The sequence below is a fragment of the Streptomyces sp. NBC_00876 genome, from assembly GCF_045207435.1.
Lineage (GTDB): Bacteria > Actinomycetota > Actinomycetes > Streptomycetales > Streptomycetaceae > Streptomyces.
On the sequence record NZ_CP108800.1, the window covers coordinates 6994378 to 7018165 of the forward strand.

Here is a 23788-nt window from a genome sequence, read left to right on the forward strand (position 1 = left end):
ACGGGTGCGGTCAGTGCGGGGTCCTACGCACGAGGAGATGACATGCGGGCAAATTATCAGAGCGGGCGCCGCGGCGGCAGAGGGCCTATCCGGTGATCTCCGGGTTGGCCGCCAGGACGGTTTCGGTGGCTGCCCAGAGCCGGGGCAGAAACCCGAGGACCTGCTCGCGCCGCTCCAGGAGACCGGCGGTGCCGGTGATCCCGGTGAGGTCGGCCACCGCCTCCTGGAAGGCGGGCAGCCGTGCGGCGTGCAGGGCCGGGTCGTCCACGGCCAGCACCGTGTGGCAGCGGGCCAGCGTGGCGATGATCCAGAAGACCGCCTCGCGGTGGTCGCCCCGGTCGAGGAGTTCCAGGCTGCCGTCGACCGCGATCGCACGTGCCTGCTCGGTGAGGTCACTGCTGAAGAAGAACGGGGTGCGGGCCACCGGGACCGTGGCGTCGAACGTCCGTGTCAGCTCGACCGCATGGTGGCGCACCCGCTCCGCGGACACGTCGGCGCAGCCGAGGAGTTCCAGCAGTTCCCGGTACAGCTCCGGCTGCCCGTACGCGGTGAGGACGTCGCGCGCGGCCGGATAGCGCAGCCGGACGGTGGGGTTGCGCAGCGCGGCGACCAGCAGGACGTGCGTGGTGACCCCGGCGGGGAACATCCAGGCCGGCACCTGTTCGTGAAAGGGGGCGGACGCGTCGAACACGGCGAGACGGCTCTCGACGCGGTGCCGGGCGTCCAGACAGCGCCGCCGGACCCAGGCCCGCTCGGCGAAGCGGGGCGCGACGGCCGCGTGCAGGGCACGCAGTCCGCCGGTGGGGTCGTCGATGACCGTGTCGAGGCGGAAACTGCCCGCCAGATGGTACGAGGACAGCACGCCCTCCGGACTGCGGAGCTCGGCCCACGGCACATAGGTGATCTCCAACAGGGCGTTCTCGTAACGGAGTTTGCCCGGCTTGGCGGGCGGGTCGTCCTCCTCCGTGACGACCACGACATCGACGTCCGACGAGGGTGCCAGCTCGGCGTCCCGCGGCCGGCCGACCGTCGATCCGCTGAAGTACGCCCCGCGGTAGCCGGGGGCGGAGCGGGCGTGTGCGGCCACCCAGTGGGCAGCGGCGGCGCGTGCCTGTCCGACTCTCACGTGCGCAACTCCTCGGGGACTGGGGCGGCTCCGGACGCCGCGCCCTCCCCGACTCCTACGGGGCGCGTCCGTTGTCCGTCAAGTGCCGGCGCCCGGTTCCCGCCCGCGCGCTGCGCTGCCGGGTATGGTCTGGTTCGTTCCGCGGGTCCGTCCCGATGCTCCACGGCGAGGTGCGCGATGCGAAAGATCATCTACTCCATGTCCATCTCCCTTGACGGCTTCATCGAGGGGCCGGACCGGGACATCAGCTGGCACCGGGTCGACGAGGAGCTCCACCGCCACTTCAACGAACAGATCGCCGGGATGGGCGGGTTCCTCCACGGGCGGGTCGTCCATGAGCTGATGGCGGACTTCTGGCCCACCGCGGACCAGGACCCGGCCAACGCCGGGCCGATGGCCGAGTTCGCCGTCATCTGGCGGAACATGCCGAAGTACGTCTACTCCCGGACGCTGGAGCGGGCGGACTGGAACACCACCGTCGTGCACGACGTCGTCGCCGACGAGGTCATGGCGCTGAAGGAGCAGCCTGGCGGCGATCTGGGGCTCGGAGGCGCCGGCCTCGCGGCGTCCTTCGCGGCGCTGGACCTGATCGACGAGTACTGGGTCTGCATCCACCCGGTCCTGATCGGCCGGGGCAAGCCCATGTTCCCGACGACGGACACCCTGACCGCACTCCGGCTCGCGGGAAGCCGGACCTTCGGCAACGGAGTGGTGGAACTGCGGTACGAGCGCGCCTGAACGGCGTCGTGGGACTGATGCGGCGCCCCGTGAGGCACCCGCCGGCAGCGGGCGCCTCACGGACGGCCTCACACCCCCAACAGCCCCGAAGTGTCGAGTACCTGACGGATCGCCCGGCCCGAGGCCAGCTCCTCCATCGCGTGGTTGACCTCGTCCAGCGCGAGGGTGCCGGTGTGCATCTCCTCCACCGGCATCAGCCCGGCCCGCCACAGGTCCAGGAACCGCGGGATGTCCCGGCGCGGGACCGCGTCGCCCATGTACGAGCCCAGCAGCGACTTGCCCTCGCCCGCGAAGGCCAGGGCCGGGACCTCCAGGACGCGGTCGGGGGCGGGCAGGCCCACCGAGACGACCTTGCCGCCGCGGGCCACGGCCGCCAGGCACTCGGCCATGACCTTCGGGCTGCCCACGGCCTCCACCGCCACCTCGGCCCCGCCGGACGTCAGTTCGCGGATCGCGCCGAGGGCCTCGTCGGGGGCGTACGTGTGCGTCGCGCCCAGGCGCAGGGCCAGTGCGCGCTTCTCCGGCACCGGGTCGACGGCGACGATCGGGTACGCGCCGGCCGCCCGTGCCCCCAGCACCGCCGACAGGCCCACGCCGCCCAGCCCGTAGACGACGGCCGACTGGCCGGGGCGCAGGGCGGCCGTGTTGATGACCGCGCCGGCGCCCGTCAGCACCGCGCAGCCGAACATCGAGGCCACCGTGAACGGGATGTCACGGGGGATCGGCACCACGGACTCCTGGGCGACCACCGCGTACGAGGAGAACGCCGAGACGCCGAGCTGGTGGTGGACCGTGGCGCCGGAGCCGTCCGTCAGCAGGGACGGGCCGTGCAGCAGAGCGCCGGACCCGTTCGCCGCGGCGGCCGCCGCACACAGGGCCGGGCGGCCCGCCGCGCAGTCGGCGCAGAAGCCGCAGCTCGGCACGAAGACCAGGGCCACGTGGTCACCGGGGGAGATCCGGTGGACTCCGGGGCCGGTCTCCTCGACCACGCCGACCGCCTCGTGGCCCAGGGCCATCGGCAGCGGCCGGACCCGGTCGCCGTTGACGACGGAGAGGTCCGAGTGGCACAGGGACGCGGCCGCGACCCGGACCAGGACCTCGCCCTCGCGCGGGGCGCCGAGGTTCAGCTCCTCCACCTCGACCGGACGGGTCCGGGTGTAGGGGCGGGCCGTCGATATTCCGCGCAGGACCACGGCCCGGGTCTTCACGCGGTCACCTCGTCACGGGGCGCGCAGCGCAGGACGTCGCGGCTCTCCAGCAGCGGGACGACTTGCTCCAGCACGATCTCCCGGAAGTGCGGGGTCGCGCAGTGCGTGGTGAAGTCGGCCTCGGTCGCGTACTCCTCGTAGAGCACGATCGCCCGCGGGTCCTCGATGCCCTGGTGGACCCGGTAGGCGAGATTGCCGGGCTCCTCGCGGGAGGCGGCGGCCATGGTGTCGAGGAGCGGCAGGACCGTGTCCTGCTCGCCGGGCCTCGTGCGGTAGCGGGCTACGACTACGTATGTCACGTCGGTACTACTCCTGGGGTGGTGCGGGCCTCTTGAGGGCGGCGGGCGGGACCGGCGGCAGCTGGTCGCGGCGCAGATGCCAGAGGCGGGGGTCGGACGTGGCGGCCGCGGCCGACCCGAGGGCCAGCGCGAGCGCCACGTCCGCGGGGGACTCCACGAAGCCCGCGGCCACCGACGGGGACATCGCGCGCTGGGCCTGCGCGCTCATCCGGGCGATGATCGGGGCGGGCATGATCTCGACCAGGTCCGGCGCCCCGCGCGAGATCGCGTCCGTGGAGCGGCGCAGATTGGACCGGTCGGTGACGAACACCTTCATCATCGTCAGCAGGCCGAGCGGGCGGCCCTTCTCGATGAGCGAGAGCCGGGTGCTGACCACACCGTGCGCGCCCATGTTCTTGATGAACTCCAGCGCGCCCCGGTCCTGCGCGAGACCGGGGCTGCTGTCCACGTTCACGAACACGAGCTTCCCCGCCCGGCCCAGCGCCGGCACGACCTGGGGCAGCTGCCCCACCGCGAACGACGCGAGGATGCACACCTTGGCCGGTGCGGTCAGGAACTGCCGCAGCGGCTGGGTGCCGACGACCGACGCGATGACGGGCACCTCGGCGAACGCCGCGGTGAGCCGGGGATCGACCGGTGCGCCGGACCGGGACGGGGAAGGGGTCATGGCAAAGCCTGCCTGGGAGGGGTATGCGGTGCTGGGTCAGTTCAGCGGAGACGTACCGAATCGGCTGGGAAGGCCCAGTTTGCCAGGGTTGAGAATGCCGGCCGGGTCCAGGGCCGACTTCACCGCGACGAACGTCGCGAAGCCCGCACCCAGCGATTCCTCCAGGTAGGGGCCGCGCAGCAGTCCGCAGCCGTGGTGGTGGCTGAGCGCCGCCGCGTGCTTGATGAGGACGGCGTTGGCGGCGTCCCACACCGAGCGGTACCAGTCGCGCCGCGACTCGGGCGCCACCTCGCCGCGCAGCGAGAAGTACACGCACGCGCCGTCGGTGTACGCGTGCGACTGGTGCGCCGACGCCGCCAGGGTGCCCTCCACCGACTGGATCGCGGCGACCACCTCGTCGTAGATCACCGGGAGGTCGGCCCAGGACGCGGCCATCTCCAGGGTGTCGGCGACGAAGCCGGGGCCGGGCGTGAAGCCGTCGGCGGACTTGCCGACGATCATCCGCTCGTCCAGCCAGCGCTCGAAGACCGCCTTGGAGTCCAGCTCGGGGCCGTACGCCGAGCAGACCTCGGCCGCCACCTTGATCGAGGCGTCCACGATCGCCGGGTCGCCCTCGTCGGCGATCAGCAGGAGGTTGGCCTCCGGGTGGCCGAAGTGCGTGCCCGACTCCAGGGCGTCGTACAGCCGCAGGACGGCCGGCGTCGCACCGCGCTGCATGATCTTGCGGCAGGCGTCCAGGCCCTCCGCGAAGGTGTCGAAGCCGAACGCGACGGCGTTCGCGTACTCCGGCAGCGGGTGGACGCGCAGCCGGGCCCCGACGATGACGCCGAGGGTGCCCTCGGAGCCGATGAACAGCTGGCGCAGGTCCGGGCCGACCGCGGCGCGGGCGTAGTCGCCGTACGTGGCGCGGGTGCCGTCCGCGTGGATCACGTCCACACCCACGACCATGTCCTCGATCTTGCCGTAGCGCGTCGAGAGCTGCCCGGCGCCGCGGCAGGCGATCCAGCCGCCGACGGTGGAGACGGCGAACGCGGACGGCCAGTGGCCCGTCGTGACGCCGTACTCCTCCTGGAGCTGCTTCTCGAAGAGGTCGCCGAACATGCCGGCCTGGACGTCCACCACGTTCGACTCGGCGTCGAAGCCGGTGATCGCGTTCAGCGCGCACACGTCCAGGACGACACCGCCGAAGACGGGCAGCGCCGCCCCCGTGACGTTCGAGCGGCCGGCGGACGGGGTGACCGGGATGCCCGCCGCGTGGCAGATCCGCAGCACGGCCGCGATCTGGTCCGCGTCGGCCGCCTCGACGACGACGGCGTCCGGGGTCGCGGGACGGCCCTCGGTCTCGCCGATCATCGAACCGGCCCACCAGTCACGGGTCCGGGTGACGACCTCGTCGCGCTCCACGTGCACGGCGTGCGCGGCCTCGCGCAGCGCCGCGATCACGGACGCCGGGACCTCGACGGGGTTGACCTGGAGCGCGGCCTCGCCGTCGCCGATCGGGGTGTTCTGGGCCCACTTGGCGAAACTGGGGGCGCCGATCGTGTAGTTGCCACGGTTGAACGGGTGGGTGATGGTCTGACGGCTGATCATGCTGCTGCCCCTTCGAGGAGTACGGACTTTTCGTGACGGACGGCCGCGAGGTAGTCGGAGACGGAGCGCTCCACCTCGGCCTCCGTGAGGTTCAGTTCCCGGCCGAGGATCGCCCCGACGGCGCCCGCCGCGTCGGCGGAGGCGTCGCGGGCGAACAGCCGGGCGCGCATCCGGCGGGACAGGACGTCGTCGACGGAACGCGCCAGTTCGGCGCGGGCCGCGTAGACGACCTCGGCCTTGGTGTACGGGAGCCCCGCGACGACCGGCTCGGCCAGCGTCGGGTCCTCCTGGATCAGGTCGCCGACGAAGCGCGCCTCGGTGCCGAAGCGCTCGCCCAGATGGGCGGCGATGCCGCCGGACGCGGCCACGGCCTCTGCGTCGTAACCGGCGCCGCCGAGCAGCGGAAGGCTGCTGGTGCGGCTCTTCGCCCTGCGGCCCAGGACCGTCATCACCTTGTCGATGACCAGCTCGCCCATGTGCCGGCTGGTGGTGAGCTTGCCGCCGGTCACGGTCACCATGCCGGTGCGGCCGATGCTGATGTGGTGGTCGCGGCGCATGTCGAGCGTGGCGCCCTCCTTGCCGCCGACCAGCGGACGCAGCCCGCCGATCGAGCCGACCACGTCGTCCGCGGTGAGCTTCCCCTCGAAGGCGGTGTTGGCGCCCTCCAGCAGGAAGTCCATCTCCTGACGCGTGCAGTGCACATCGTCGGGGGAGCCCTGGTAGTCCTCGTCCGTGGTGCCGAGCACGACACTGTTGCCCCAGCGGGTACAGGTCGCGCGGCGGGCCCGGCCCGGGATCGGCACGGTGACCGTGCAGTTGATCCGCACCTTGTCCCACGGCACCACGATGTGCACGCCCTTGGCCGGGCGCACCTGCGGCCGGTGGCCTTCGACGGCCTTCGCGTCCAGCTCGTCGGTCCACACCCCGGTGGCGTTGACGACGGCCCGCGCCCGGATGTCGACGCTGTCACCGTCCACCGCGACCCGGGCCCCGGCCACCTTGCCGGACTGCATCAGCAGACCCTCGGCCTTCGCCCCGTTCAGGACGGTCGCCCCGAGCGCCGCGGCGGTGCGCACGATGGTCAGGACGAGACGCGCGTCGTCGGTACGGGCGTCGAAGTACATCAGCCCGCCCTGGAGGTTCTCCGCGCGCAGCGTCGGCGCCTGCGCGAGGACCTCGGGGACGGTCAGCCGCTGGTGGAGCTTGCCGATCCGCCAGCCGCCGACCAGGTCGTACGTCCACAGCAGCCCCTCGAAGCCCCTGGCGAGGCGGGCGTCGAAGATGCCCTCCTTCTCCAGGATCGGGAAGAGGAACGGCAGCCGGTGCACCAGGTGCGGGGCGTTCTTGCGGAAGCGGTGCCGCTCCAGGAGCGAGTGGCGTACGAGATTGACGTTGCCCTGCTCGATGTAGCGCAGTCCGCCGTGCACCATCTTCGAGGACTTCGACGACGTACCGGAGGCGAAGTCGTCCTTCTCGACCAGCGCCGCGCGCAGCCCGCGCGAGGCGGCGTCCAGCACGGCGTACGCGCCGGTGATGCCGCCGCCGATGACGAGTACGTCGTAGGTGTCGTCGGCCAGCTGCCGCTTGGCCGTCGCACGGTCGAGCAGCAGGGGTGTGCGGCGGGTCGCCGCGGCGCTGCGCCGCGGTTTCCGGGCGGGCATGGTGATCACAACATCAACTCCAGGTGGTTCGGTGCGGCGGCCGCGTGGTCGGGTGTCCGGCCGCCGCCTGCTGACGGCGGGGGGCCGTCAGTGGGGGGTGAGAGCGGGGTCCTTGAGGTGGCCGATCAGCACGTCGCGCCAGGCCGCCCGCTGTTCGGCGCGTTCGTCCGCGCCCGTGGACGGGTCGAAGACCTGGCCGCGCGGCTGCGCCTCGACGATCTCCTCCAGCGAGCCCCACAGGCCCTGGGCGACACCGGCCAGATAGGCGGTGCCGCGCAGGCTGGCGGTCGCCGAGTCGGAGACCCGTTCCAGCGGCAGGCCGGTCAGGTCGGCCTGGATCCGCAGGAGCGGGTCGCTGCCCGCGACCCCGCCGCCGACCCGGAGCCGGGTGAACGGGGCGCCCATCGTGGCGGCGACCCCGTCGACGAGGTCGCACACCGAGTGCGCGATGCCGTCGAGCACGGCGCGGGCCAGATCGGCGCGGGTGGTGGCGAGGGTGAGCCCGGTGAGGGAGGCGGTGGCCTCCGGGTGCCAGACCGGTGTCCGGACCCCGGCGAGCGCCGGGACGAAACGAGGGGTGCGGCCCGGCCGGGTGGGGACCCGGCCGGCCTCCTCACCGAGCTCCTTCGGCGAGGCGAACAGGCCCAGGTCGTCGCAGAGCCAGCGCAGTGCCGAACCCGCCGTGGAGGTGTAGGCCTCCAGGCTGTAGTGGCTGACGTCGCCCTGCCGCCGGCCGGGCTGGGCGAGCACCCCGGAGATGTCCGGCCGGGGCAGGGCGGGCGTGGTGCCGGTCGCCGCGGCGACGAACGCGCCGGTCCCGTACATGCACATGCCCTGCCCGGCGGCCAGGCCGCCGAGCGCGATCAGTGCGGCGTGCTGGTCGCCCATGGAGGCGGCCAGCGGGACGGCGATGCCGAGGGCGGCCGGGTCGGTGACGCCGAATCCGGCGTCGTCCGAGCGGAGTTCCGGAAGCAGGTCGAGGGGGAAGCCGAGATGGCCGATCCACTCCTCGTCCCAGGCGTGCCGCTCCAGCAGGTAACCCCCGCTGGAGGCGGCGTTGGTCGGGGTGGTGGCGTGTACGGCGCCGCCGGTCAGCCGCCAGATCAGCCAGGTGTCGACGGTGCCGAACAGCAGCCGGCCCTCGCGGTGGGCGGCGGCCACCTCCGGGCGCGCGGCGATCTGCCGGGCGGCCCAGAGGAACGGCGCGCGGGCGCCGACCGGCCGGCCCTGACGGGCCAGCAGGGCGGCGTCCCACTTCGCCTCGTGAGCGGTGAGCTCGGCGGCGTACCGCCGGTCCTGCCACACCACGGCGGGCAGCAGCGGCTGCCCGGTGACCCGGTCCCAGAGCATCGCGGTGGCCCGCTGGGTGGAGAGGGCGACGGCGGTGACCGTGATCCCCTCCGCCCGGGCGGCGCCGACGGCCCGGCGCGCCACGTCCAGGGTGGCGGTCCAGATCTCCATCGGATCCTGCTCGACCGAGAGGTCGTCCGGATGGCTGACCGCGATCGACCGGTAGAACACCTCGTGCGCGGCGCCGGAGTCGAGGACGACTCCGGCCCTGGTGCCGGTGGTGCCCTCGTCGATGGCCAGCACACCGCGCCGGGGAGAGGCGGCGCCGGGGAGCGTCTGCGTCATTGCAGCCCTTTCATTGCGAGCATCGCGAGCTGTACGGAGGGGGAGGGGGACCATCGTGTGGTGCGGCAGGCGCGGCGGACGGTCAGCGCGCGGTGACGGACTCCGCGTGTTCCGGAGCGCCGGTTGCCTGCTGCGCCGCCGCCTCGTCCGGGGAAGCGGCCTTCATCGGGTCCCACTTGATGGCCAGACAGGTGATCATTCCGAGCAGCGGCACCACCGAGAGCACCAGGAAGGTGTCGGCGAGGCCGAGCGACTCCTTGATCTGCGGGAAGAGGTACAGCCCGGCGACACTGCCGAAGCTCCCGACCATCCCGGTGACACCGGTGCCCAGCGCGCGCACATCACTGCTGTACGAGAGTGCGGCGATGGACTTGCCGTTGGCGCCGGGGCCCGCGGAGTGGCAGAGGATGAACAGCACCGGCAGCAGGAACGCCACGGCCGTGGGGACCTTCCCGAAGGTCAGTCCCATCGCGATCAGGGCGACGAACACCCCGGCGAACCCGGCGGCGGAGCTGAGCCGCAGTCCGAGCCGGCGGCCGAAGTACGCGGACAGCAGCCCGCCCGCGATGCCGAAGGCGTTGAAGACCATTGAGCCGATCGTGGCCTTCTCGAAGCTCTCGCCGAAGATCGTCAGGCTGATCAGGGGGAGGTACCAGCCGACCGCGAAGTACTGCATCGACTGCGCGAGCGAGATGACCGAGGACAGGACGGTGCGCGGCAGGTAGTCGCCCTTGAAGAGCAGCCCGGCCTGGCGGAATCCGATGGCCGGCGCGGCGGCGGCGGCGCGGGTCGCCGCGTCCGGCTTCCCGGCGACGGCCTTGATGCCGTAGATCCGGTCCAGGTTGAGGACGGCGTCGTCCAGGCGGCCCTTGCTGGCCAGCCAGGTGGGACTCTCCCTGAGCATCAGCCACTGGCCCACGAGCAGTGCGACGGCGACGACCGCTGCCGAACCGACCGACCAGCGCCAGATGTCCGCGCCGACGTCCAGGTTGAAGAAGAGCAGGGCGAGCGCGAGGTTGCTGGTGGTGGCGACGTACCAGACGGCCTGCCACAGGTTCAGCCGGCCGCCGAGCTTGGCGGGGGTGTACTCGGCGAGCAGGGCCATGGCGACGGCGAAGTCGATGCCGTACGCGACACCCACCAGGACCCGGCCGACCCAGACGACCGTGAAGTCACCGGCGAACGCGGCGATCAGGGCGCCCGCGATGGCGAAGACCTTGGCGATGAGCAGCGGGGGGACCCGGCCGATCCTGGTGGCGAGCCAGCCGCCGACCGGGTTGAAGATGATCGCCAGGGCCGGAGCGGTGGCCGTGAGGATCGAGACCTGCGTGCTGGTCAGCTCCATCTGGGACGTCATCGGCCCCAGACCGGCGCTCAGCGCCGCGTTCGAGTAGGCGTCGAGGAACAGCCCGCCGAACACGAGGAACCAGATGACTTGCGCCCGGCCGGTGATCTTTCCCAGCCCATCGATGAGCGCAACGACGTCGCCGACGCCTTTGACGCTCGGACGTTGTGCCATGAATCCGCCTTCGAGGAAGACCCATCGGCGGCACGGGGAGCACAAAAAAACAGGCATGACGAAACCACCGACAGGTGGTCTATGTCTGTGCCTGTCAAAACACTGCGGAAAGCGCCGCAGCACGTGAAGAGCGACTACACGAGGAGGTTAGGAAGCCGTCAGGACAAACGTCAAGGGTTTCGGGCAGGTTACCCAAACGTGACGAAGAGCCCTCGGGCCCGGGAACCGTGCGGGTCCCCGGGCCCGCGTCCGTCAGCGGCCCGCCTGCAGCGCCGCCCAGGTGCCAGGACCCACGATCCCGTCGGCCGTCAGGCCCCGGCCCGTCTGATAGGCGCGCACCGCGGTCGCCGTCGCCGGGCCGAAGCTCCCGTCGACGCCGACCGTCGAGGCGAGCGCCGCGGTCAGCGAGCGCTGGAGCCGTTTCACGGTGTCGCCCGACGCGCCCTCGGCGAGCGTGGACGTGGAGCCGGCGGACAGCAGCGCGGTCCACGTCCTGGCCCCCACCACACCGTCGGATTCCAGCCCGCGTGCCGTCTGGAACGCCTTCACCGCCCCCTGCGTGGCCGGCCCGAAGCTGCTGTCCACCTCGCCCACCTGGTAGCCCTGGGCTTTCAGCAGCGTCTGAACGGCCTTCACCTGGGCCCCCGTCGAGCCGCTGCGCTGGGTCGCGTACGCGGTGAAGCTCAGCCCGTCGCCCGTGCTGCCGCCGCCGGTGCTCCCGCCGACCAGCTCCATGTAGCGGTTCCAGTCCCAGTACGGTCCGGGGTCGGTGTGGTCGTTGCCCGGCGCCTCGCTGTGCCCGATGATGTGCGCCCGGTCCTTCGGGATTCCGTACCGTTCGCACAGGTACGCGGTCAGGGCGGCCGAGGACCGGTACATCGTGTCCGTGAACCAGGACGGGTCGTCGATGAACCCCTCGTGCTCGATGCCGAGCGCCGAGGCGTTCGCGCTGCGCGCGTGCCACGCGGTGTCGCTGTCGCGCACCATCTGGGTGATCTGGCCGTCCGACGAACGCACCACGTAGTGCGCGCTCACCTCGGCCGTGGGGTTCTGGAACCAGCTGATCGAGCCCGCGTACGAGCCCTGCGTGACATGGATGACCACCTTGTCGATCGCCGCCGAGCGGCCCGTGGCGTAGTTGTTCGGGTCGGCGGGGACCCAGAGCGCCGAGGGGTAGTCGGCGCTGCGGACACTCGCGTCCCCGGTGGCGAGCGCGCCCTTGTCCGGTGAGACCGGGCGGCCCGTCACCGAGATCCGCTCGCCGTCCGGGGAGACTGCGTCGAGCCCGTTCGCCAGGAAGCTGTAGACCGTGTCCGCGTAGAGGGCGGCGGACGCCCCCGCGGTGCCGCTGTACCGGGCGACGGCCGGGTACCAGGCGTCGATGTCGTCGCGGTCCCCGTCGTCGAGGCCGAGCTTGTCCGCGTATCCGCGCAGCACCGCCGCGCCGCCCAGGATGTTGCTGCCGGTGTCGGAGCGCAGATCGGCCACGGTCGCGCCGGTGAGGCCGGCGGCCCGCTCCAGCGAGCGGTTCGTGGGGTTGCTGACCAGATGCATCACGCCGTAGCCGTTCGCCTGGCTGGGGCGTCCGGAGTGGCCGTCGAGGCGGGTCTCGCCGTACCCGACGGCGGCGAGCAGATCGCGGGGTACGTCGAACTGCTCCGCAGCCCGCGCGAACGCCCGGTTCATCGGGTGTCCGGTGTCCGTCGCGGCGAGGGCCGGGGTACCGGTCGCGGCCAGGACGGTGGCGGTGAGGGCCGCCAGCACGGATGCGCGGGCCTTGGTGTGGGCGGCGGCACGGGTGGGCATACCTGCTCCTGCTCTGTGGGGGGAGAAGAACGGCCCCCGGGCCCGAGTGGGGTGGGCCGAGGGGCCGCGAAGCAGGGTCAGGGTATCGACCTGTTCGGGGCATGACAATCGCTGTCCGGCGTGTCGAACTCCCTTTCACTCCAATGGAGTTGACGGATCGATGGTGAGCGGCCGTGTGCGACAGCGGATTCGTACACCTGGACAACCCCCCCTCCGCACGGGGGAACGCGGACCGGAACCGCCGCTCACAGGGCGTATAAAAGGTTCCTGCGGACCAGCCGGCGTCCCCCGATGGCACTCACCCCTCACGCGGCAAGGCGTCACCGCGTACGACAGCGGAGGAGTGCCCGATGAGCACGGCAGACGAGATCAGCACCTTGCTGGTGGCGAACTTCGGAACCGATCCGGTGGCGATCCGCCCCGACGCGTCGCTCCGTCAGCTCAGGCTGGATTCCCTGGCCCTGGAGGAACTGCGCCTTCTCATCGAGGACCGCATGGGCGTCGACCTGGAGGACGTCCAGCTGACCTCGCGCGACACCGTCGGCCAACTGGTCGACGCGGTGCACCGCAAGGCCGCGGCATGACGGGCCGGTACCGCCCCGAGCCGTTCGCCGCGGCCGTCACCGGAATCGGCCTCGTCACCGCGGCGGGCGTGGGCACCAACGCCACCTGGCGCGGCGTGTCCGAGGCCGCTGCCGCCCCCTCGGTGCTGCACCGGCCCGAACTCCACGACCTGCCCTGCGACTTCATGTACACCATCACGGGCCTCGACACGAAGGCCGTGCTCGGGGTGGCGGCCCTGCGGCTGATGGACCGCTTCTCGCAGCTCGCCGTCATCGCCGCCCGCGAAGCCGTCGCGGACGCCGGCCTGGACCCCTCGGTCTGGGACAGTGCCCGGGTCGCCGTCGTCATCGGCTCCGCCCACGGCGGACTGCCCTTCTACGACGAGCAGCACACCACCCTCACCGAACGCGGCGCCCGCCGGGTCTCGCCCAAGCTCGCCCCGCTCACCGTCGTCAACGGCGCCGCCAGCAGCGTCGCCACGGACCTCGGCGCACACGGCCCGAGCCAGGCCGTCTCCACCGCCTGCTCGTCGGGCACCGTCGCCATCGGCACCGCCCACCAGATGCTGCGCACCGGGGCCTGCGACATCGTCGTCGCGGGCGGCGCCGAATCCGTCTGCTCCCGGCTGCTGATCGCCAGCGCCTGCCAACTGAGGGCCGTCTCCACCCGCCGCGACGACCCCGAGTCGGCCTGCCGCCCGTTCGACACCCACCGCGACGGCTTCGTCGTCGGCGAGGGCGCCGGCCTCCTGGTCATGGAACGCCCCGAACACGCCCGAGCCCGGGGCGCCGCGGTCCGCGCGCACATTGCCGGATACGGGGCGTCCAGCGACGCCTACTCCGCCGTCGCCCCGGACCCCGACGGGCTCGGCATCGAACGGGCCCTGCGCGCCGCCCTCGCGGACGCCGGCGTGGACACCGCGGACATCGGACACGTCAACGCCCACGGCACCTCGACCGTGTCGAACGACCTGATCGAGGCGACGATGCTGCGCCGGGTCCTGGGCGAGCACCCCCTCGTCACGTCGACGAAGGCGATGACCGGGCACACCCTCGGCGCCGCGGGCGGCATCGAGACCGCGCTGACCGTGCTGGCCCTCCAGCACCAGCTCGTGCCGCCCACCGTCAACCTCGACGCCCCCGACCCGCAGATCCCGCTCGAAGTGGTGAGCAAGGAGGCCAGGCCCGCGGTGTTCGAAGCCGCGGCCAAGACCTCGCTCGGCTTCGGCGGCCACAACGCCGCGCTCGTCCTCACGAGGGCCTGACGCAGAAACGGAGGTTGCCGCATGGAGCCCGAGGAGTCCGTCCGGACCCTGTCGGTGAACGGACTGCGGTACGGCTACCGCGTCCTGCCGCAGCCCGCACCCCGTACCGAACCGGTCGTCATCATCGGCGGTGCGCTCCAGGGGATGTTCGGCTGGCCCCAGATGGACACCCACGTGGGCGCGGTGGCCGACGTCGTCACCGCCGACCTGCCCGGCATGGGCACGGCCGACCCCCTGCCGCCGGGCCCCGGCGCCGAGGTCCTGCGCGCCGCCCTCACCGGCATCATCGACGACCTCGGCGTACCGAAGGTCAACCTCTTCGGCTACTCCTACGGCACCTCGATCGCCCTGAGCTGCGCCCGGCACAGTCCCGGCCGCGTCGCCCGGCTGATCCTCGGCGGTGTGCCGTGCCATATCGACGACCGTCAGCGCGCCCACTGGCGGCGGGCCGAACAGTGCCTGAGGGAAGGCGATCCCGAAGGTGCGGCCGCCCTCGCCGCCGAAGGGCTGATGTGCCTCGACCCGGACCGCCCGGTGCACCGCAGGGAGCTGGCCCTGCGCTACGTACGCCGCTCGTTCCTGCACGCCCTCGCCGGTTCCCGGCACGCCGCGGACTCGGTCCTGCGGGTGCTGGGGGATCCGCCGGACTTCTCCGGCGGGCTGTCCGGCGTGCCCGCCCTGGTCTTCGCCGGCGAGCACGACACGGTCAGCACACCCGCGCAGCAGCGCGAGTTCGCCGCCACCATCGACGGCAGCCGGTTCCTCACCATCGGTGAGTCCGACCACTGGGTCGTCCTGGAGCGCCCCGACGACGTGGCGGACCTCGTGGCCCGCTTCGCCACCGACCGCCCGCTCGGCAACGCCCTCGCGCAGGCCGTGCTGCCGCGCCAGGGGGCAGTGTCCGCGGAGCGCTCCCTTGCCGGTCGCGGCGGCGGCCTGCCCGCAAGCCGCCGCTGATCCGGGCGGGGGCGACGGCGGTACGTCCGGTCGGACAGAGGTGGCCGCCCGGTCCGGGCGGCCACCTCCGCCGGGTCAGCGGTGGCCGTGGTGTCCGTGGTCCGGAGCGTTCACGTCCACCCGCACGATCTGCGGGTCGTGGTCGCTCGCCTGGTCGGCGAACTCCGCGTTGATGTGCACCACGTCGTAGTCGAAGCGGCGCACCCCGGGACTGGTCAGGATGTGGTCCAGCGTCTGCGAGTTGCCCTCGTACACATAGCTGTACTGCTCGCTCGCCGGCAGCGTGGTGATCAGCGGCTTGAGCACCTTGCCGCCGGTCAGGGCGGCCATCGTCGGTGAGAAGGCGAAGTCGTTGAGGTCGCCCAGCGTGATGACTCGGGCCGACTTGTCCGCGGCCAGCAGTGACTTGACGAAGGTGTTGACCTCCGTCGCCTGCTGCACGCGCTTCGTCTCCGAACTGCGCACCGGCGCCTGGTAACGGCCGTGCAGCGGCTGGTCACCGCCCTTGGAGGCGAAGTGGTTGCCGATGACGAAGACGGCCCGTCCGTGGAAGCGGAACTCGCCGACGAGCGGCTTGCGGCTGTCGTCCCACGCCTGGCTCGCGGGTGCGATCCGGCCGGGCGAGACCGACAGGGTGACACCCTTCTTCGTCTTGACGGCCGAGACGGGGGTCGTCGCGTCGCCGCCCGCGCGGTCCACGAAGTCGACGCGCTCGGGGTTGAAGAGGAAGACGTTACGGATGTTGCCGCCGGGCTCCCCGCCGTCCTTGCCGTTCTCGGGAGCGACGTAGCGCCATGCGTACTGCGGGCCGCCCGCCGCGACGATCGCGTCGGTGAACCGCTTGAGCGTCGCGTCGGAGCCGACCGTCCCGTCGTTCACCGCGCCGTTGTCGTCCTGGATCTCCTCCAGCGACACGATGTCGGGGGAGGAGAGGTTGACCGCGACCCCTGCGGCGAGCGTGTCGAACTTCGCCTGGGCGTCGAGCGCGTCGAGGTTCTCCACGTTGTACGTGGCGACCGCGAGCTCCTTGCCCTTCTGCTTCCGGGTGACCTCACGGCGCAGGTGGTTGTCGGTGAGCGTGCCGAGCTCGGTGGCCTGGAGGCTGTAGCCGCCGAAGGAGTCGTAGTCCAGGACGCCCGTCGAGGTGCCGGAGAGCACGTCGCCCACATTCGCTACGGGCACGGGCCTGGCCGGGTCCAGCGACATCACCTTGATCCGGCCGGTGTTCTGGTCGGTGTACGAGGAGTAGAGCGTGCCGCCGCGCGCGGTCCGGTTCTGCTCCGGCTCGACGGTGACCCAGACCTCGCCGTACGAGGTCGTGGCGCCCGTGACCCGGGTGTCGGCGACCCGGACGCGGGTTCCTTCGAGCGACTCGTACAGGTCCAGGGCGTACGTCGACGGTTCGAGGGGCAGCGGGTCGATCGAGCCGCCGCCCGCGGCGGGGACGTACTGGGAGGGCACCGCGGCCGCGTCGAGGACCACCGGGGCGGGCAGCGGGTTACCCGAGGACAGGACCGTGATCTTCGGGGCGGTGATCTCGGTGACCGACTGGGCGGTGGCCGACGGGTAGTACTCGTCCACCGTGCCGCTGACCAGCACCGAGTCGCCCACGGAGACCGTGGGTGCGGCGGAACCGGTGTAGACGAGGATGCCCTCGGCGGTGCGGCCGTCCGCGTCCGGAGTGGTGTCCTGGATCCAGAAGCCGCGCGAGCCGCTGGTGCGTACCGCGGTGACGATGCCGGGGACGCCCGTCACCGGCTTGCCGTCCAGCGGCGAGACCCGGGTGGTGCCCTGGATGTCGTGGATCCGCACGGTGCCGGGCTCGGTCGGGTTGCCGGGGTCGGTCGGGCCCGTACCGCCGGACGTCTCGCCAGCCGCGTTGACCGGGGTCGGGGCGGCTGCGGCGAGGTCCGCGGCGTTGTCGTCGGTGTCGGCGAGCGAGGCCGCGCGCGCCACGGAGGCGGTGGCGGAGGCGCCCGGCACCGGGCCGCTGCCCTCGCGTACGACCGCGGAGCCGTATCCGACGAGGTCCACGATGCGGGTGTCGACGGCGCAGTCCGCGACGGTCTTGCAGGTCAGCGGGGTGGTGCCGGAGACGAGGGCGACGGTGCCGCTGGCCGCGGACATGGCGACGGTGCCGGTGGCGTCCGGTGCGGGCAGCGCGACGGTGCCACCGGTGCCCGCGGCCTGGGCGACCAGGTACCGGCCGCCGGGCGCGACGGAACCGGTCAGCGCGGAGACCTGCCAGAGCGAACCGGCGGAGGGTGCGCCGGGCAGGTACTGGACGCTGAAGCCGGAGAGGTCGTACGCCGCCGTACCGGCGTTGGCCAGCTCGATGAAGTCGCGGGTGAGCGTGGCGCCCGAGTTGCCACCGCCGCCGTACACCTCGGAGATCACGGCGGACGAGGACGGGGCCGCGAACGCGGCGGGCAGTGCGGTCGCCGAGAGGGTCGCGGCGACCGCGCCGGCCAGAAGGACGGAACGGGGTCTGGAAATGTGCACGGTGAGCTGCCCCTCAGAGTGTGATGAGGGGCATAAGCTATGCGCGTAGAACGGGTCATGACAAGGCACCGGAGGTTAATTCCGGAAATCGTTCCGGCGAGCTCCTGGTGGGCCCTCCTTCGGCGCGGCCGCTGCCGGCGACCCTGCCCACCGGCCTCGGGGGTGCGGATGGCAGACCGGCCGGTTCCGCGTCAACCCGCCGCAGAGCAGCGGAATTTGGGGTTGGTCGTGCGCGCCGTGCGCCCGGGCGGCACCGGAGTCGCTGCCGCAAGGGTGGCCTGTTGCGGCAGCGGGCGGACCGCAAGTGATCGCGCTCGGCGGCGCGGTGAACATGTCCATCAACACCTGCACCTCGCTGACGGGCATCGACAGCAGATACGTCGAACGGACTGTCCGATCCCGGGGTCCGCCGGCTGCCACCCGGCGAAGCTCACCGACCCGGCCCCGCGCTGCCGTTCGCGCCCGCGGTTCAGGCCGCCGGCACGCGGTCCAGGAAGCCGCTGACCGAGCTGATCCGCCCGTCGTCGGCGAGGGCGATGACGTCAAAGCCGGCGACGGGCGCCGAACCGTCCGCCGCGGCGACCAGTTCCCAGCCGAAGCGGGCGAGGGCGTGGTGCCCGTCCACCGCCCCGGCCGGCCGGAAGGCGAATCCCGGGAACTGCTGCTGCGCACCGCTGATCGCGGCCGCCAGCGCCTCGTGACCCCGCACGTCGGCCAGCGGGTCGGTGTACGTGGCGTCCTCGGTGAACGCCGCGGCGACGGCCTTGGCCAGCTCCTCGGGGGTGGCCGCGTTCCAGGCGGCGAAGTATCGCTGGACGGCGTCGTCGTAAGCGGTCATCGTGCGTTCCTCTCCTTGGCCCCGGCCGGTGGGCCGGGAGCGCTGTGCTGGTGAGGAACACGATGTCCGACGGGGCGAGAAGCGTCGATTACCTCCGGGGTAAGGGCGGCCGTCTACGCCAGGGCATCCGGAATGACATGCATGGCCGCTTCCTCGGCGGACGCCGCCGCCCCGTCGATGCCGACGTCCTCGCCCGCCATGCTGTCCGGCTCGTCCAGGTCGAGCTCCCGGGTGAGGCGGCCGGCGCGTACGTCCCCGACCTCGCGGTCCCAGGGCTCGCCGTCCCCGTCGGTCAGATCGCCCACGCCGTCGCCGGGCGGTCCGGTGGTCTCGGGCAGCTCCCGGGCCAGCCTGCCGTCCAGCGTCTCCCCGCTGACCTGCTCGGACGCCGTGGTGCCCCGGTCCTCCACGGCCCACGGCCGCTCCGGCGGGGAGTACCCCTCGTCGAGGACGTCGGTGAGCTGCCGGCCCTCGAGGGTGTCCGCCGTGTCGAGCTGTTCGACGGGGTCGGAGGCCTCCGGCTGCTGGGGCTGGTAGACATCGTCGCCCCGGTCGGCACCTTCCATGACGATTCCCTTCCGGGTGTCGGGGATCCCGGTCATGCCTGCCGTACGACGCGGGAGCAAGGGGGCGTACCGGCCCGATTGCCTTCGAATCCTTCCTGCCCCTTCAGGATAGGCAGCCAGGGCCGGGGCCCGCACCGTGCGGCCGTGCACGGGCGGGGACGGCCGGTGTGCGAGACGATGGAGGGTGCAGGCCGGACCGGTGTACGCCGGATATGTGGAGTCCGTCATGCGGAGTCCGTGGCGCAGGCCGGCCCGCAGAGGCCGTCCGAAGGGCCGTCGTGGAGAGGCCGTCATGGATTACCCGGAGAGCTATCAGCTGGTGTTTCAGTCGTCCGCCGTGGAGGACGACGTGGTGACCGTCCGGCGGACCGCACAGTCCGGGGCGGGCGGATACCCGGTCTACGAGGACGAGACCGGGATCGTCCGCGCGGAGATCAGCGAACGCGGAGAGGTGCGCATGCTCGCCAGCGGCGGGCACCAGCTCCTCGGGACGCCGCTGGTGGTGCCGGAGCCGACCTCCTGAGCAGGCGGGGCGCCCGTACTCCCGCCGTGTCCGCCCCGGGAGTATGACCGCATGACCGAACCGCTTCCGCTCCCGCTCGCGGGCATCACCGTCGTCAGCCTGGAACAGGCCGTCGCCGCGCCCTTCGCCACCCGTCAGCTGGCCGACCTCGGCGCCCGCGTCATCAAGGTCGAGCGCCCCGGCGGGGGTGACTTCGCCCGCCGCTACGACACCACCGTGCACGGCCAGGCCAGCTATTTCGTCTGGCTCAACCGCTCCAAGGAATCCCTGACCCTGGACCTCAAGGCACCCGAGGGACGCGAGATCCTCGACGAACTCCTGGCCGGAGCCGATGTGTTCGTGCAGAACCTCGCCCCCGGCGCGGCGGACCGGATGGGCCTCGGCGCCACCGCACTCCAGGCCCGGTATCCCTCCCTCATCACCTGCACGGTCAGCGGCTACGGCACCAGCGGATCGTGGTCCGGACGCAAGGCGTACGACCTCCTGGTGCAGTGCCAGACCGGGCTGCTGTCGATCACGGGCTCGCCCGACGAACCCGCGCGCTCGGGCATCTCCGTCGCGGACATCGCCGGCGGGATGTACGCCTACAGCGGCATCCTGTCCGCCCTCTTCACCCGGGCCACCACCGGCCGGGCCCTCACCGTAGAGGTCTCCCTCTTCGACGCCCTCGCCGAGTGGATGAGCCAGCCCGCGTACTACACGCGCTACGGCGGGACCCAGCCGCCGCGGATCGGCGCGCAGCACGCCACGATCGCGCCGTACGGACCCTTCACCGCCGCCGACGGCAAGGACGTGATGCTCTCCATCCAGAACGAGCGCGAGTGGGAGGCCCTGTGCACCACCGTTCTGGACCGGCCGGGACTCGCCGGCGACCCCCGGTTCGCCACCGGGCCGGACCGGGTCGCCCACCGTGAGGCGCTCAACGCCATCGTCGCCGCACGGTTCGCGGACCTCGGCAGCGAGGAGGCCATGGAGCTCCTGGACCGGGCGGTCATCGCCAACGCCGGCGTGAACTCCGTCGTGGAGTTCCTCGATCATCCCGCGCTCGCCGAGCGCGACCGCTGGCGGGACATCGACGTGCCCGGTGCCCCCGGCCCCGTACAGGCACTGCTGCCACCGGTGGATCTCGGCGGGATCGGCCCGCGGATGGACCCGGTCCCGGCGGCGGGCCGGGACACCGAGCAGATCCTCACCGGCCTGGGCCGCAGCCGCGCCGACATCGAGGCCTTGTGTACCCGGGGCATCGTGGAGCTCGCGGATCCTTATCACGAGACAGCCTGTGATGACATCGTGCCGACGCAGGACAATTCGGTTTGAGCCGTCAAACACTTGGTCGAAATTTTGCCCCTGGTGGGATGCATCCGGGGGACACCAGGCACACTCGACCTGTAGGAATCTCGCCACGAAGAGGATCACGCATGATCACGTTGAAGAAGGAAGACGGCCCGGCGGATCTGGACGGGGTCACTCACCTGTCCATCGGGGTGTCCTGGGACCCCACTGTCGGCGCCAGTGGCGGGCTGATGGGGAAGCTTCGTCAGAAGAAGGGCACCGACCTCGACCTGATCGCCATCGCGATGCAGGGCACGGAGCCCGTACGGCTGGCCGGCCTGGACTCCCTGGACCCGCTGGGCAACGGCTCGCTGAAGCACAGCGGCGACAACCAGACCGGGCATGGTGACGGCGACGACGAGACCGTGACCGTCGACTTCGCCCGGGTGCCGACCAACATCACCTCCGTCGTCTTCATCGCCGCCGCGTACAAGAAGCACAGCTCCTTCCAGAGCGCGCGCAACATCAGCTTCAAGGTGTACGACGCGACGGGCGGCAGCACCCAGCAGGTCGCCGACATCTGGCCGAGCCTGCTCACCAGCGACAACGGCTGCGCCGTGGCCAAGGCCATGCGGGTCGGCGGAGGCTGGAAGCTCGAGGTGATCAACGAGACGGGGAAGATCAAGCAGGGCGACGAGCAGGCGCTGATGCGCTTTGCTGTCAGCAAGTAGTCACTGGCCGCAGCAGGCAGCAGGCAGCAGGCAGCAGGCAGCAGGCAGCCGCAGCAAGTGGCAAGCGGCAGTGGTACGGCGCGAGCGCACCCGCCTCGCCTCGCATCGCCCCGCCCCGCCCCGGCCCGTACGCGTGGCGTTCAGTCGACCCGCCGCGTACGTGCCGGGGCCGCCGCATTCCCGGAGGCCAGTGGGGATCGCGCCAGTTCCACGCACCCCGCGGCGATCAATCCGAGCGCCAGCAGCTCCGGGAGCAGCCACCAGCCGGTGCGCAGGTCCTCGCCGAACAGGGTCACTCCGTACAGGACGCTGATCAGCGCGTCACCCAGGGTCAGGCACGGCTGGACTGCGACCAGCGTCCCCGCCTGCAGCGCGTTCTGTAGGAGGAACAGCGCGCCGACGCCTGCCGCGGCGGTGGCGTAGAGCTGCCAGGACGAGAAGAGTGCCGCCGCCCCGCCGCCGTCGTCGAGCCGGGCCATGGCGTCCTTCATCAGGGCGGCGGTGAGCGCGTACGCACAGGCGGCGGCCAGGCCCAGCAGCGCCGCCCGGGGATTGCCGCGGGTCGCCAGGGCGGCCCCGATCAGAGCCGCCTCGAACAGGCCCGTCAGGATCAGCGCCGGCACCCACGCCGCGCCGTGCACCGTGGCGCTGCCGCCGCCCGGAGCGGCCGACGCCATGCCGAGGGCCAGACCGGCCGTCACTGCGGCCACTCCGAACCACACCGGCCGGGGCAGCCTCACCCGCATCATGAATCCGGCCATCAGGAGCGTCGCCGGCAGCTCGATGACGAAGATCGGCTGCACCACCGCGATCGGCCCGGTGGCCAGCGCCACGGCCTGGCAGACGGCCGCGACGATCACCAGGCCGATCCCCGCGAGCCACACCTTCTGGCGCAGCAGATGGCCGATCAGCGACGTCCCCGTCGTCTCACCGGCGGGGACGTCGAGGGCGGCCCGGCGCTGGAGGACGGAGGCGGCGCCGTTGCTGAGTGCGGTCAGGACGGCGAACAGGACGCTGATCACCGGTCCATGATGCGGGTGTCCGGCGTGCGATCCCGGCTCTCGCCACGCGACGGCATGGCGCCGGGCGGCAGCGCGGGAACACTGTTCCCATCAGGAACGAACCTGACCGCATGGCCGCGTAGCGTGCCGTCCATGGCCGTGAAGAAGAAGACCTCCGCCGGGCCCCGCCCCGCAGCCGTGCTCTCGACGCGGGCACTGGGGCGCGCGACCCTGGAACGCCAACTCCTGCTCCGCCGCGCCGCGATGAGCGCCAAGGACGCCGTCGTCCACCTGGTCGGCCTCCAGGCGCAGAACACCAAGCCGCCGTACTACCAGCTCCTCGCCAGGCTGGAGGGCTTCGAGCCGGCGGAGCTCGCCGGGCTGATGGAGTCGCGCGAAGTCGTCCGCATCGTCACCCTGCGCTCCACCATCCACACCCACACCGCCGATGACGCACTCACCCTGCGCCCTCTCGTGCAGGAGGCCCGCGACCGGGAGCTCAAGACCTTCCGGAAGGGGCTCGCCGGGGTGGACCTGGACCGGCTCCGGGACATCAGCAGGGCGTACGTGGAGGAGGCGCCCCGTACCCCGAAGGAGATCCGCGAGACGCTCCTCGCCGAGTGGCCCGACGCCGACCCGCAGGCCCTGAGCACGGCCGCCCGCTGTCTGCTGCCGCTGGTCCAGGTCACCCCGCGCGGGGTGTGGGGCAAGAGCGGCCAGGTCGCGCTGACCACCGCCGAGCACTGGCTCGGCAGACCCTCCGGACCGGTTCCCGCGCCCGACGCCACCGTGCTGCGCTACCTCGGCGCGTTCGGTCCCGCATCGGTCAAGGACCTGCAGATGTGGGCCGGACTGACCAGGATGCAGGAGGTCTTCGAACGGCTGCGCCCCCGGCTCATCACCTTCCGGGACGAGAACGGCGTCGAACTCTTCGACCTGCCCGACGCCCCGCGCCCCGACGAGGACACCCCGGCGCCGCCGCGCTTCCTGCCCGAGTTCGACAACGTCCTGCTCGGCCACGCCGACCGCACCCGCGTCATCCCGCCGCGGTTCAAGGGCCGCAACGGGATGGGGAACCAGAGTTACGGAACCGTGCTGGCCGACGGCTTCCTCGCCGCGATCTGGCGGTTGGACGCCGGACGGGGCGGCGCCCCGACGACCGTCACCGTGCAGGAGCTGCGCCGGCTCGGAACGGACGAGCGGGACGCCGTCACGGACGAGGCCGCGGCCATGCTCGCCGTGATGACGAAGGCCACCACCGGCGGCACCGGATACGACATCCGCTTCGACTCGTTCATCGACTTCGACGGGTGAGCCGGGC

The 23788-nt window shown here is 72.1% G+C and carries 21 protein-coding genes; 8 read left to right on the forward strand and 13 right to left on the reverse strand.

The genetic code is table 11. The annotated features are described in order from the left end of the window. Positions 1-85: 85 nt before the first annotated feature. On the reverse strand, positions 86-1126 hold the full coding sequence (locus tag OG782_RS30645; protein ID WP_406456486.1) for a hypothetical protein: 1041 nt from the start codon (positions 1124-1126) through the stop codon (positions 86-88). Between the two features lie 177 nt (positions 1127-1303). Here OG782_RS30645 and OG782_RS30650 point away from each other — a divergent pair, with 177 nt between their 5' ends. After that, positions 1304-1864 carry a dihydrofolate reductase family protein gene (locus OG782_RS30650; RefSeq protein ID WP_406456488.1) on the forward strand — a complete coding sequence of 187 codons (561 nt, stop codon included), beginning with the start codon at positions 1304-1306 and terminating at the stop codon, positions 1862-1864. A 68-nt stretch (positions 1865-1932) separates the two neighbouring features. On the opposite strand, the gene OG782_RS30655 is transcribed toward OG782_RS30650, so the two are convergent. The 8 genes from OG782_RS30655 to OG782_RS30690 all read right to left on the reverse strand — a co-directional run bounded on the left by OG782_RS30655 (position 1933) and on the right by OG782_RS30690 (position 12249). Next, the gene (locus tag OG782_RS30655) at positions 1933-3072 is read right to left on the reverse strand and encodes a zinc-binding dehydrogenase (protein WP_406456490.1); all 1140 of its coding nucleotides are present in this window, start codon (positions 3070-3072) and stop codon (positions 1933-1935) included. Continuing rightward, a complete protein-coding gene (locus OG782_RS30660) occupies positions 3069-3371 on the reverse strand; it encodes a putative quinol monooxygenase (protein ID WP_406456491.1) in 303 nt (100 codons plus the stop codon). Before OG782_RS30660 ends, OG782_RS30655 begins: the two co-directional genes overlap by 4 nt. A 7-nt stretch (positions 3372-3378) precedes the next feature. After that, on the reverse strand, positions 3379-4038 hold the full coding sequence (locus OG782_RS30665) for a glycerol-3-phosphate responsive antiterminator (RefSeq protein WP_406456493.1): 660 nt from the start codon (positions 4036-4038) through the stop codon (positions 3379-3381). Positions 4039-4074: 36 nt separating this feature from the next. Further along, entirely contained in the window at positions 4075-5628 is a 1554-nt protein-coding gene (locus OG782_RS30670; protein WP_406456495.1) for an FAD-binding oxidoreductase, read from the reverse strand. Beyond that, positions 5625-7298, reverse strand: coding sequence for an FAD-dependent oxidoreductase (locus tag OG782_RS30675; protein WP_406456497.1), 1674 nt, complete (start codon positions 7296-7298; stop codon positions 5625-5627). Before OG782_RS30675 ends, OG782_RS30670 begins: the two co-directional genes overlap by 4 nt. Before the next feature lie 78 nt (positions 7299-7376). Next, positions 7377-8924, reverse strand: a complete 1548-nt coding sequence (locus OG782_RS30680) for an FGGY family carbohydrate kinase (RefSeq protein WP_406456498.1) — start codon at positions 8922-8924, stop codon at positions 7377-7379. A gap of 82 nt (positions 8925-9006) precedes the next feature. Next, a complete protein-coding gene (locus OG782_RS30685; RefSeq protein WP_406456500.1) occupies positions 9007-10443 on the reverse strand; it encodes an MFS transporter in 1437 nt (478 codons plus the stop codon). A 252-nt stretch (positions 10444-10695) separates the two neighbouring features. After that, complete coding sequence (locus OG782_RS30690) at positions 10696-12249, reverse strand: N-acetylmuramoyl-L-alanine amidase (RefSeq protein ID WP_406456502.1); 1554 nt, start codon at positions 12247-12249, stop codon at positions 10696-10698. A gap of 350 nt (positions 12250-12599) precedes the next feature. On the opposite strand from OG782_RS30690, the gene OG782_RS30695 reads away from it, so the two are divergent. Genes OG782_RS30695 through OG782_RS30705 form a run of 3 tightly spaced genes read left to right on the forward strand, consistent with a single transcriptional unit; the run spans position 12600 to position 15034 of the window. Continuing rightward, entirely contained in the window at positions 12600-12833 is a 234-nt protein-coding gene (locus OG782_RS30695) for an acyl carrier protein (protein WP_406456504.1), read from the forward strand. Continuing rightward, positions 12830-14077 carry a beta-ketoacyl-[acyl-carrier-protein] synthase family protein gene (locus OG782_RS30700; protein ID WP_406456506.1) on the forward strand — a complete coding sequence of 416 codons (1248 nt, stop codon included), beginning with the start codon at positions 12830-12832 and terminating at the stop codon, positions 14075-14077. The genes OG782_RS30695 and OG782_RS30700 overlap by 4 nt, the downstream gene beginning before the upstream one ends. Positions 14078-14098: 21 nt before the next feature. Next, positions 14099-15034 carry an alpha/beta fold hydrolase gene (locus OG782_RS30705; protein WP_406456508.1) on the forward strand — a complete coding sequence of 312 codons (936 nt, stop codon included), beginning with the start codon at positions 14099-14101 and terminating at the stop codon, positions 15032-15034. Between the two features lie 75 nt (positions 15035-15109). On the opposite strand, the gene OG782_RS30710 is transcribed toward OG782_RS30705, so the two are convergent. The 3 genes from OG782_RS30710 to OG782_RS30720 all read right to left on the reverse strand — a co-directional run bounded on the left by OG782_RS30710 (position 15110) and on the right by OG782_RS30720 (position 18940). Continuing rightward, positions 15110-17536 (reverse strand): endonuclease/exonuclease/phosphatase family protein, encoded by a 2427-nt coding sequence (locus OG782_RS30710; RefSeq protein WP_406456510.1) that lies wholly within the window; start codon positions 17534-17536, stop codon positions 15110-15112. A 469-nt stretch (positions 17537-18005) separates the two neighbouring features. Continuing rightward, the gene (locus OG782_RS30715; RefSeq protein ID WP_406456512.1) at positions 18006-18374 is read right to left on the reverse strand and encodes a nuclear transport factor 2 family protein; all 369 of its coding nucleotides are present in this window, start codon (positions 18372-18374) and stop codon (positions 18006-18008) included. A gap of 113 nt (positions 18375-18487) precedes the next feature. Beyond that, positions 18488-18940, reverse strand: coding sequence for a DUF5709 domain-containing protein (locus OG782_RS30720; protein ID WP_406456513.1), 453 nt, complete (start codon positions 18938-18940; stop codon positions 18488-18490). Between the two features lie 292 nt (positions 18941-19232). Between OG782_RS30720 and OG782_RS30725 the strand changes: the two genes are divergently transcribed. From OG782_RS30725 to OG782_RS30735, 3 genes are all read left to right on the forward strand, one after another. Next, on the forward strand, positions 19233-19463 hold the full coding sequence (locus OG782_RS30725) for a DUF6296 family protein (RefSeq protein ID WP_406456515.1): 231 nt from the start codon (positions 19233-19235) through the stop codon (positions 19461-19463). Positions 19464-19514: 51 nt separating this feature from the next. Then, positions 19515-20780, forward strand: a complete 1266-nt coding sequence (locus OG782_RS30730; RefSeq protein WP_406456517.1) for a CaiB/BaiF CoA transferase family protein — start codon at positions 19515-19517, stop codon at positions 20778-20780. A 101-nt stretch (positions 20781-20881) separates the two neighbouring features. Beyond that, positions 20882-21466: a TerD family protein gene (locus tag OG782_RS30735; RefSeq protein WP_406456519.1), complete on the forward strand. Its 585-nt coding sequence runs from the start codon at positions 20882-20884 to the stop codon at positions 21464-21466. A 140-nt stretch (positions 21467-21606) separates the two neighbouring features. Here the strand turns inward: OG782_RS30735 and OG782_RS30740 are convergent, their stop codons facing one another. Next, entirely contained in the window at positions 21607-22488 is an 882-nt protein-coding gene (locus OG782_RS30740; RefSeq protein ID WP_406456520.1) for a DMT family transporter, read from the reverse strand. A 132-nt stretch (positions 22489-22620) separates the two neighbouring features. On the opposite strand from OG782_RS30740, the gene OG782_RS30745 reads away from it, so the two are divergent. After that, positions 22621-23781 carry a winged helix DNA-binding domain-containing protein gene (locus OG782_RS30745; RefSeq protein ID WP_406456522.1) on the forward strand — a complete coding sequence of 387 codons (1161 nt, stop codon included), beginning with the start codon at positions 22621-22623 and terminating at the stop codon, positions 23779-23781. Positions 23782-23788: the final 7 nt, after the last annotated feature.

What these genes read in the sequence shown, in the direction of transcription:
- OG782_RS30705 (WP_406456508.1), top strand. Translation starts at nt 14,099, where the DNA reads ATGGAGCCCGAGGAGTCCGTCCGGACCCTGTCGGTGAACGGACTGCGG.
- OG782_RS30720 (WP_406456513.1), bottom strand. Translation starts at nt 18,940, where the DNA reads ATGGAAGGTGCCGACCGGGGCGACGATGTCTACCAGCCCCAGCAGCCG.
- OG782_RS30730 (WP_406456517.1), top strand. Translation starts at nt 19,515, where the DNA reads ATGACCGAACCGCTTCCGCTCCCGCTCGCGGGCATCACCGTCGTCAGC.
- OG782_RS30715 (WP_406456512.1), bottom strand. Translation starts at nt 18,374, where the DNA reads ATGACCGCTTACGACGACGCCGTCCAGCGATACTTCGCCGCCTGGAAC.
- OG782_RS30665 (WP_406456493.1), bottom strand. Translation starts at nt 4,038, where the DNA reads ATGACCCCTTCCCCGTCCCGGTCCGGCGCACCGGTCGATCCCCGGCTC.
- OG782_RS30745 (WP_406456522.1), top strand. Translation starts at nt 22,621, where the DNA reads ATGGCCGTGAAGAAGAAGACCTCCGCCGGGCCCCGCCCCGCAGCCGTG.
- OG782_RS30690 (WP_406456502.1), bottom strand. Translation starts at nt 12,249, where the DNA reads ATGCCCACCCGTGCCGCCGCCCACACCAAGGCCCGCGCATCCGTGCTG.
- OG782_RS30700 (WP_406456506.1), top strand. Translation starts at nt 12,830, where the DNA reads ATGACGGGCCGGTACCGCCCCGAGCCGTTCGCCGCGGCCGTCACCGGA.
- OG782_RS30695 (WP_406456504.1), top strand. Translation starts at nt 12,600, where the DNA reads ATGAGCACGGCAGACGAGATCAGCACCTTGCTGGTGGCGAACTTCGGA.
- OG782_RS30670 (WP_406456495.1), bottom strand. Translation starts at nt 5,628, where the DNA reads ATGATCAGCCGTCAGACCATCACCCACCCGTTCAACCGTGGCAACTAC.
- OG782_RS30735 (WP_406456519.1), top strand. Translation starts at nt 20,882, where the DNA reads ATGATCACGTTGAAGAAGGAAGACGGCCCGGCGGATCTGGACGGGGTC.
- OG782_RS30680 (WP_406456498.1), bottom strand. Translation starts at nt 8,924, where the DNA reads ATGACGCAGACGCTCCCCGGCGCCGCCTCTCCCCGGCGCGGTGTGCTG.
- OG782_RS30650 (WP_406456488.1), top strand. Translation starts at nt 1,304, where the DNA reads ATGCGAAAGATCATCTACTCCATGTCCATCTCCCTTGACGGCTTCATC.
- OG782_RS30725 (WP_406456515.1), top strand. Translation starts at nt 19,233, where the DNA reads ATGGATTACCCGGAGAGCTATCAGCTGGTGTTTCAGTCGTCCGCCGTG.
- OG782_RS30685 (WP_406456500.1), bottom strand. Translation starts at nt 10,443, where the DNA reads ATGGCACAACGTCCGAGCGTCAAAGGCGTCGGCGACGTCGTTGCGCTC.